Below are 8,786 nucleotides of genomic sequence, written 5' to 3'. Positions count from 1 at the left end.
CCCCCTGCCGTTACGAAGCGGGTCCCCGGCACGGCGCCCCACTGCTCTCTCGGCCCCGGTGCGGGCAGCGAGCCCGAACCCGACCCCTCCGCGCTGGTCTTCGCGAACACGATCCGCGCCGCGCTCGGCGCCATGAGCACCGCTGTGGCCGACAACAGCGACGAGCTCGGCTCCCTCGACTCGGTCGCCGGGGACGGGGACCACGGGACCGGGATGGCACGCGGCGCCCGGGCCGCGCTCGAGGCCGCCCGCGAGAACGGCGGCGGCCCTGCCACGGTGCTGCGCGCCGCGGCCGCACGCTGGGCCGACCTCGCCGGCGGCACCAGCGGCGTCCTCTGGGGAGGCATGATCGAACGCTTCGCCGACCACATCGGCGACCGCACCGCGCCCTCCGCCGACGCCGTCGCTGACGGGGTCGAGGCCGCCGAACAGGCCCTCGCACGCCTGGGCCGCTGCGCCCCCGGGGACAAGACGATGCTCGACGCGCTGCGTCCGTTCCGCGAGACCCTGCGTGCCCGGCTGGCGACCGGGGCCGAGCTCCACGACGCTTGGAACGAGGCAGTCACCGACGCCGAGCACGCCGCACGCGCCACCGCGGACCTGCGCCCCCGCGTGGGCCGGGCCCGCCCTCTGGCCGACCGCAGCGTCGGCACCCCCGACCCCGGAGCGGTCTCCCTCGCCCTGTGCCTGCGGGCCGTGGCACGGGCCTGCTCCACCGCCCCGCTCGAAGGAGGACACCGGTCATGACACGCACGTGGCGCCTGGTCGTGGGCAGCGACGACGCCGGGCTCGAGTACAAGGACCTCATCGCCACGGATCTGCAGGGCGATCCCCGGGTCACCGACGTGGTCGACGTGGGAGTGAACGGCGACGAGCACACCCCCTACCCCGACATCGGTGCGGCCGCCGCCCGGATCGTGGCCGAGGGGCGCGCCGACCGCGCGGTCCTGGTGTGCGGCACGGGCATCGGTATGGCCATCAGTGCGAACAAGGTCTCGGGGGTACGGGCCACCACGGCGCACGACAGCTACAGCACGGAACGCTCGGTGCTCTCCAACGACTGCCAGGTCCTGACTCTGGGCCAGCGGGTGATCGGTCCGGAACTGGCCCGGCGCCTGGTACGTGAGTGGTTGGACTACGAGTTCGACCCGGAGTCCCCCTCGCACGCGAAGGTCGCACGCATCAACGCCCTGGAGTCGGGCTGTGGGGAGGCCGGCGGTGCGCGGTGAACCGGCTTTCCTCGGTGTGGACGTGGGCACCTCCGTGGTCAAGGCGGTCGTCTTCGACGACGGCGGCCGGGCCCTGGCGGTGCGCGGGCGGGAGCTCCCTCTGTCGCACGGGCCCGGCGGGGCAGTGGAGCAGGACCTCGGCGAACTCGTGCGCGGCCTCGCGGAGGTCGTGCGCGCGGTGGTCGCCGAGTCGGGCCGTACCCCGTCGCTGCTGGCACTGACCGGGCAGGGCGACGGTTGTTGGTTGACCGACTCCGACCATCACCCGGTGCGCCCGGGCATGTCGTGGTTGGACGGGCGGGCCGCAGGGGTGCTCGACACCTGGGAACACGACGGGGTACCGGAGGCCGTCTACCGTGCCAACGGCACTCGAATGTTCCCCGGGACCGCCGCGCCGCTGCTGGCGTGGCTGGCCGAGCACGAACCCGAGTCACTGGAGCGGGCCGCCACCGCGGGCTACTGCAAGGACGCGGTGTTCGGCCGGCTGACTGGGGTGCGCGCCACCGATCCGTCCGACAGCTCGATGCCCTTCGGCGACGGCAGCGGGCGCGGTTACAGCGACACCGTCCTGTCACTGACCGGCCTCGGCGGCCACAGGCACCTGCTCCCGCCCGTACACACCCTGCCCGAGGCCCCGTTGAACGCCGAAGGGGCCGAGCTGCTCGGCCTGCCCGAGGGGCTGCCCGTCAGTTCGGGCCCCTTCGATTTCCCTTCCTGCGCGGTCGGCGCCGGGGTGGAGGCCGACGGTGACGCACTGATGATCATCGGCACGACCCTGGGCTGCCTGGTGCGCACCGGCCAGCTGGACACCGGCGGTGAACCGGCCGGGTTCCACGTCGCGACCGGCGACCGGTGGCTGCGTGCGATGCCGGCCATGGTCGGGACCGCTTCCGTCGACTGGCTGCTGTCGACCCTGCGCATGGATGTGGACGAGCTCGGCGCCTCCCTGGCCGAGAGCGAACCCGGCGCGGGCGGCGTGGAGGTGCTCCCGTACCTCGCGACCTCCGGGGAACGCGCCCCGTTCGTGGACCCGCGCGCCCGCGGCCAGTTCTCCGGGGTGCGGCTGACCACGTCCCGGCACGACCTGGTACGCGGTGTGTGCGAGGGCCTGGCCTATGCGGCCCGGCACTGTTTCGAGACGGCGGGGCTGTCCGGCCGGCTGCTGGTGTGCGGCGGGGGTTCGCGTTCCCTGCCCTGGCTCCAGGTCTTCGCCGACGTGCTGGGCACTCCGCTGTCCACCGCCCGCGCCCCGGAGGTGGGGGCCCGCGGCGCCGTGCTGACGGCCGCGGGCGACCGGGTGGACCGCCGGGCCTGGACCGCTCCGTCCGCGGTCGTCGACCCCGACCCCGCCCGCGCTTCCCGATACGAGGACGGTTACGCCCGCTACCTGGACCACCTGTCCGCGGCCCGCGCTCTGTGGCGGGACGACCACGAGACAAGAAGGAGCACCTCGGTATGAACACCGCACCCGGACAGCTGTCCCCCGCCTCCCGGGAGAGCGCGCTCTCCGCGGCCGACGGCGGCACGTTCGACGTCGTGGTCGTGGGCGGCGGGGTCACCGGTGCCGGGTGCGCTCTGGACGCCGCCGTCCGCGGCCTGTCGGTGCTGATGGTGGAAGCCGGCGACCTGGCCTCCGGCACCTCCTCGCGTTCGGGCAAGACCGCGCACGGGGGCCTGCGGTACCTGGAACAGCTCAACTTCTCCCTGGTCGCCGAGGCCCTGCGCGAGCGCGACCGCATGATCGGGGTGACCGCGCCGCACCTGGTGGGCGCCGAACCGTTCCTGCTCCCCACGAGCCGGTGGTGGGAACGCCCGTACTTCGGTGCGGGCGTTCTGGCCTACGACACGATGGCTCGGGCCCGCGGCCGGTTGGGGGTCCCGCGCCACCGCCACCTCGGCCGGGCCTCCACGCACCGCCGGGCGCCCGGGCTCGCGGACTCGGTCAAGGGGGCCGTCCGCTTCTTCGACGGGCGCATGGATGATGCGCGCCACACCCTGGCGGTGGCCCGGACCGCCGCCCGGGAGGGCGCGGCGGTGCTCACCCACACGCGGGCCACCGGTGCGATCGTCGAGGACGGGCGCGTGTGCGGGCTCCGGTTGTGCGACACGCTCTCGGGCCGGGAACTGGAGGTGCGCGCCGGTTCGGTGGTCAACGCCGCCGGAGTGTGGGCCGCCGACGTGCAGGGGCTGGCCGGTCCGGCCGGGTTCTCGGTGCGACCGGCCAAGGGCGTGCACCTGCTCGTGGACGGGGACTCGTTCGAGTCGGACTCCGGTCTCATCGCACGTGCGGAGGACTCGGTCATCATCCTGCGCCGCTGGTACGGGAACTGGCTGCTGGGCACCACCGACACCGCCTTCGAGGGGGAACGGGGTGCTCCGTCCGTCGAGCGCTCCGACGTCGACTACCTGCTGCGCAACGTCAACCGGTACCTGGCCCGGCCCCTGGACCGCTCCGACGTACTGGGCGCCTACGCGGGGCTGCGCCCGCTGTTGTCGGCCGAGCACGGGTCGGGGGCGACCTCGGCCCTCTCCCGCGACCACACGGTGGTGGCCGGACCCTCGGGGATGGTCACGGTGGTGGGCGGCAAGTACACCACGTACCGGGTCATGGCCCGCGACGCCGTCGACGCGGCGGCTCNGGGCGGCCGCCCTGCCGTTGGTGGGGGCGGACGGCCGCACAGAGGCGGCCGGAGCGTTGAGCAGGCTGGCCGCGGAGACCGGGACCCCCGGGGCGGCGGCCGAACGCATGCTCCAGCGGTACGGAGGTGAACTGCCCGAGGTGCTGCGCGGGGGCGGTGGCGGAACCGCACCGGAACTCGCCGGCCATCTGGCCGCGGAGTTCCGCCGGGCGGTGACCCACGAGGGGGCGATGACGCTCTCCGACGTGCTCGTGCGCCGGACCCGGGTGTCGATCACGGCCGAGCACGGCGGCGTGGACGAGGCCCCGCGTGTCGCGGAGCTCCTCGCCCCGTTGCTGGGGTGGTCGTCCGAGCGCGTCGACGACGAGGTGAAGCGTTACCGGGCCGAGGTCGAACGCGACCGTGCCGCATTGATGAGTGACGGGGGATGAGCGGACCCGTAAGGTCATTACTCCCAGCGACAAGGGGGTAACGATGCGTTCGATATTCCGGAACACCCGAGCGGGTGAGGCGCAGGCGGGCACCGTCGCCTGCGCCTTTCTCGTGCCCTGGACTCCTGTGCCCGGCCGAGTTCGTGGTGATCAGCGGTGAGCCGCCGCAGACGTCACCGTTCGGTGGCCGGATGTTGGCCGCGTCCTGGCACCTCGTTCAGGCCGGTCGACCAGGGTTGCTCTCCGCCGGTTCCCCTTGGCCGGCCCAGTTCCCCCGAGACTTCGGAGAGCGACCCCATGCCTACGACGCACATATCGCCGCTGCGCGCCGAACGGGCGCGCCGCTCATGGAGAACCACTCTGTCCGTGTCGATGGCCGCCGCCGTCACCGGGTCCCTGACCCTGGTGGCCGCGCCGGCCTCCGCTGCGCCCGAGGACGGGGCCGGTGACGGCTACCGGGGCGCGATCGAGGTCGTGCCCGCCGCCGAGGAGGGCTCCGGCGACGACTCGGTCGTGACCGGGACCGTCTTCGTCGACGCGGAGGAGAACGGCAGCGCCGAGGGCCAGGAAGGCCTGGCCGACGTCGTGGTCACCAACGGCCGCGACGTGGTGACCACCGACGACGAGGGCCGCTACGAGCTGCCCGCGTTCGACAACATGACGGTGTCGATCACCCAGCCTTCCGGCTACCAGGTCCCGATGGACGAGAACAACGTCCCGCAGTTCCACTACAACCACCTGCCGGAGGGTTCCCCGGACCTGGAGTACGGCGGCATCGAACCGACCGGCCCGCTGCCGGAGGAGATCAACTTCCCGGTCTTCGAGAGCGAGGCCAACCGCGCCGAGGCACAGAACTGTGTGATCGCGGGCGACCTGCAGGTCACCGACGAGGAAGAGATCGAGTACGCGCGGGCGGGCGCCATCAACGACCTGTCCGAGCGCCACGACTACGCGGGCTGCGGCTCCCTGTTCGTCGGCGACGTCGCCAACGACGACCTGTCGCTCTACCCGGCCATCAAGGACCTGGTCGGCGAGACCAACGGCCCGGCCTGGTTCCTGCCGGGCAACCACGACATCGACTTCGACTCGTCGACCCCGGATCACGCCTTCGACACCTTCCGCGAGCACATGGCTCCGGAGTACTACTCCTACGACGTCGGCAACGTGCACTTCGTGGCGTTGAACAACGTCGACTACCCGTGCACGGCCGCCGAGGACAGCCCCGAGGGCGTCGACGAGCTCTGCTCCGACCCCGAGGGCGACCCGAACTACAACGGCCGCATCAGCGACGAGCAGATGGAGTGGCTCGAGAAGGACCTCGAGAACGTCGCCGACGACAAACTCGTGGTCGTGGCCGGCCACATCGGTCTGGTCAACTACGCCGACGAGAGCTCGCACCAGCACCAGGTCGACCAGGCCGCGGAGGTGCACGAGCTCCTTGAGGGCCGCGAGGCCGTGGCGGTCTCCGGGCACAGCCACAGCATCGAGAACATGGAGGCCGGCGACCGGTCGGAGGGCTGGAACGAGCTCCTCGGCCTCGAGGGCGGGCTCCCGTTCCCGCACATCACCGCGGGTGCGATCTCCGGTGACTGGTACTCCGGCGAGGTCGGCGACGACGGTTACCCGACGGCGATCGGCCGCGACGGCGGGCGCCCGGGTGTGGTGACGCTGGACGTGCAGGGCAACCAGTTCCAGGAGCGCTTCACCGTCACGGGCGAGTCCGACGACGTGCAGACGCAGCTGGGCATCAACAGCCCGGCCTACCGCGAGTGGTACGAGGAGCACAGCGACAAGGAGGACGGCGGGGCTCCGGAGCTGGAGGACCCGCTGGTGATCGACCGTGAGGACCTCGCCGAGGGCACCTGGCTGACCACCAACTTCTTCTTCGGTTCCACCAGCGGCAACGTCGAGGTCGCCATCGACGGCGAGCAGGGCGGAACGGCCGAGCGCACCCAGCAACTGGAGGGCGAGCCGCAGAACGTCGGCGCCGAGTACTCCGACCCCTATGCGGTGCAGCAGCAGCTCGTGCACGGCGGTTCCATCGCCGACCGGGGCATGCACCTGTGGACCTACGACCTGCCCGAGGACCTCGAGCCCGGTGCACACACCGCGGAGGTGACCGCGACCGACGCGCACGGCCGCGAGTTCACCGACGTCCTCGAGTTCGAGGTCGTGGAGGACCGCGTGTAACAGCCGCACACACCGAGGGCCGCCACCCGCGCGGGTGGCGGCCCTTCGTACGTCCCGCCTGTCGGAGGACGTGGCGCAGCTGAACCACTAAACTCATCACCCTCAGTGATGACGGAGGGGACAGCATGAGCATCGAGGCCCGCAACGCGCGTTGGGCGTGGGAGACACAGAAACTGACCGCCTGCGCGTACATGGACCTGCACAACACCGGGGAGCGGTCGGTAGCTCTGGTCTCGGTGTCCAGCCCCGACTTCCGGTACGCCAACCTGGTCACCACCACCGAAGAGGAGGGCGAGCAGGTCAAGGCGGGGCTGGACCGCATCACCGTGAGTGACGAAACCTCGTTGGTGCCCGGCGACAACCGGTTGCAGCTCGACGCCCCCACGTACCCCCTCCAGGACGGCGATCCCGTGGAGATCGTGCTGTCACTGTCCGACGGGAGCCGGCTCACCGTCACCGCCGACTGGGGTGCGGACGCCCCCTGAGACCCACTCGGGTCGTGCTCTCGACATCGTTCCGGGCTCGCGACCACCGGACTGCCTCGCGCTCCGACCTGCCCGTGAAGCCGACCGGGCCGAACTCCGCACACTGCCCCGCAGGAGACGGCCTGGGCGGCCGCTCGCCGCTCCGGGAGCCTTCGGCAGGACTCGCTAATCGCTCGGGGAGGTCCGCCCCTCGTCGGAGGTTTCGGTCTTCTCGTCCGTGGCCTCGTCGCGGACCTTGGTCCCCACGTCCAGCTCGGCCCGTTCCTCGGCCAGCAGCCGCAGCGCCTCCTCGTGGGAGACAGCCCTGCGGGGCGTGACCAGGCTGACAACGATCCCCGCGGCCAGGGCTGCGAGCATGGACGGGATCACCGGGTTGCCCCAGAAGTCGCCCCACGCGGGGATGTTGTGGACGAGCAGGGCCGTGGCCGAACCGCCGACGAGGGAGGCCAGGCCGCCCTGCCACGTCGCCCGCGGCCAGAACTTGCCCAGGATCGAAGCCACCAGCAGCCCGGTGAGCACCGTCGAGACCATCAGTTCGATGTAGCCGATGATCGTGGTGGCCATGAGGGAGAAGAGCAGGGCCAGCCCGAGCACGGCCGTCAGGGCGATCCGGGAGTAGGCGACCATGTGCTCGGCCTTCGGCAGCCGGCCGGTCACCAGGTGGGTGACGTCGCGCAGCAGGATCGTCACGCCGGCGATGGCGTCGGAGTCGCCGGAGGACATCGTCGCCGACAGACCGGCGATGAGGAGGAAGGCGCCGACCCAGACGGGGAACAGCGTGGTCGCCAGGTACGGGAAGGCCATGTCCGGGTTCTCCAACCCGGGCTCCAGGCCGCGTGCGGCCATCCCGGCGATGGCGGGCAGCATCGCGAAGAGCCCGAACAGCCCGGCGACCCAGGCGAAGCTGGTCCGCACGGTACGCACGTCGGCCGCGGAGTAGATGCGCTGCCGGTACGAGGGGGTGGCCAGCACACCCACGGCGATGACCAGGGCCAAGGAGATCCCCGGCAGCAGACCGACCGCTTCCAGGCCGAGCATCGAGGTGGCCTCCTCGGGCACGTCCCGGCCGATTCCCTCGAAACCGCCCGCGTGGACGAGGGCGAGCACGGACAGGAAGGTGAAGCCGACGAACAGGATCGTGCCCTGGATGGCGTCGGTGATGACGACCGCGAGGTAGCCGCCCACCACGGTGTAGAGGCCGAAGCCCACGGCGATCGCGACCTTGGCCGTGTCCGGGTCCATCCCGGTCAGGTAGGAGAGGTAGAGGGCGCCTCCCATGATGTGCGCACCGAGCCAGCCCACGCAGGCCAGGAACAGCACGACCGAGACCACGCCCTTGATCACCCGGCTGGCGCCGTAGTAGTAGCTCATCTCCTCGGAGAAGGTCATGAACCCGTGTTTGCGCACGTCGGCGAAGAGCCAGAGCAGGACCAGGACGCCGACGGCGCCGCCGACCCCGTACAGCCCTCCGGCCCACCCGTTCTCGTAGGCGAACCCGACGGCCCCGAGACTGGACCCGGTCCCGACGAGCGAGGCGAGCGTGGTGCCCAGGAGCAGGGGCGTGTTGAGGCTGCGCCCCGCCATCAGGAAGTCCTCGCCGCTGCTGGTGCGGCGCGCCACCCAGACACCGATCCCGAGCATGAGCACGACGGTGCCGGCCAGGGACCCCAGGTAAATCAAGTTCGTTGCGTCATTCATGTGGATCTCCTTTGCCCGGCCCTGCCCGCACTCGGGCCCGCCCGGGGAGGGGGGTGGGGCCCCGCTGTTCACGGGGCCCCTCGGCTCACTCGGTCGGCTTGTACAGGACGGCGT

8 protein-coding genes are annotated in these 8,786 nt (G+C 71.8%); 7 read left to right on the top strand and 1 reads right to left on the bottom strand.

All coding sequences use genetic code 11. The annotated features are described in order from the left end of the window. The 7 genes from D474_RS0119270 to D474_RS0119245 all read left to right on the top strand — a co-directional run. A partial coding sequence (locus D474_RS0119270) for a DAK2 domain-containing protein (protein WP_017615144.1) occupies positions 1–747 on the top strand: 747 nt, incomplete at its 5' end. Further along, the gene (locus D474_RS0119265) at positions 744–1,229 is read left to right on the top strand and encodes a ribose-5-phosphate isomerase (protein ID WP_017615143.1); all 486 of its coding nucleotides are present in this window, start codon (positions 744–746) and stop codon (positions 1,227–1,229) included. The genes D474_RS0119270 and D474_RS0119265, both read left to right, overlap by 4 nt. After that, positions 1,219–2,688 (top strand): FGGY-family carbohydrate kinase, encoded by a 1,470-nt coding sequence (locus D474_RS0119260; RefSeq protein WP_040703974.1) that lies wholly within the window; start codon positions 1,219–1,221, stop codon positions 2,686–2,688. Before D474_RS0119265 ends, D474_RS0119260 begins: the two co-directional genes overlap by 11 nt. Continuing rightward, complete coding sequence (locus D474_RS29340; protein ID WP_204367127.1) at positions 2,685–3,998, top strand: glycerol-3-phosphate dehydrogenase/oxidase; 1,314 nt, start codon at positions 2,685–2,687, stop codon at positions 3,996–3,998. Before D474_RS0119260 ends, D474_RS29340 begins: the two co-directional genes overlap by 4 nt. Beyond that, positions 3,889–4,299, top strand: coding sequence for a glycerol-3-phosphate dehydrogenase C-terminal domain-containing protein (locus tag D474_RS32980; RefSeq protein ID WP_204367126.1), 411 nt, complete (start codon positions 3,889–3,891; stop codon positions 4,297–4,299). The genes D474_RS29340 and D474_RS32980 overlap by 110 nt, the downstream gene beginning before the upstream one ends. A 372-nt stretch (positions 4,300–4,671) precedes the next feature. Further along, positions 4,672–6,489, top strand: coding sequence for a calcineurin-like phosphoesterase C-terminal domain-containing protein (locus D474_RS0119250; protein WP_017615140.1), 1,818 nt, complete (start codon positions 4,672–4,674; stop codon positions 6,487–6,489). Positions 6,490–6,614: 125 nt separating this feature from the next. Beyond that, positions 6,615–6,974, top strand: a complete 360-nt coding sequence (locus D474_RS0119245) for a copper chaperone PCu(A)C (RefSeq protein WP_017615139.1) — start codon at positions 6,615–6,617, stop codon at positions 6,972–6,974. 165 nt (positions 6,975–7,139) lie between these two features. Here D474_RS0119245 and D474_RS0119240 read toward each other — a convergent pair whose 3' ends face one another. Continuing rightward, the gene (locus D474_RS0119240; RefSeq protein ID WP_017615138.1) at positions 7,140–8,672 is read right to left on the bottom strand and encodes a sodium:solute symporter family protein; all 1,533 of its coding nucleotides are present in this window, start codon (positions 8,670–8,672) and stop codon (positions 7,140–7,142) included. Positions 8,673–8,786: the final 114 nt, after the last annotated feature.

This window comes from Nocardiopsis salina YIM 90010, assembly GCF_000341025.1.
In the GTDB taxonomy this organism is placed as follows: Bacteria; Actinomycetota; Actinomycetes; order Streptosporangiales; family Streptosporangiaceae; genus Nocardiopsis; species Nocardiopsis salina.
The sequence above is the reverse complement of the archived record's forward strand: the minus strand, read 5'-3'. Positions and strand labels throughout refer to the sequence as shown.

Excerpts from the sequence above, each read along its gene's own strand:
- D474_RS0119240 (WP_017615138.1), bottom strand. The coding sequence starts at position 8,672 with ATGAATGACGCAACGAACTTGATTTACCTGGGGTCCCTGGCCGGCACC.
- D474_RS0119265 (WP_017615143.1), top strand. The coding sequence starts at position 744 with ATGACACGCACGTGGCGCCTGGTCGTGGGCAGCGACGACGCCGGGCTC.
- D474_RS0119245 (WP_017615139.1), top strand. The coding sequence starts at position 6,615 with ATGAGCATCGAGGCCCGCAACGCGCGTTGGGCGTGGGAGACACAGAAA.
- D474_RS0119250 (WP_017615140.1), top strand. The coding sequence starts at position 4,672 with ATGGCCGCCGCCGTCACCGGGTCCCTGACCCTGGTGGCCGCGCCGGCC.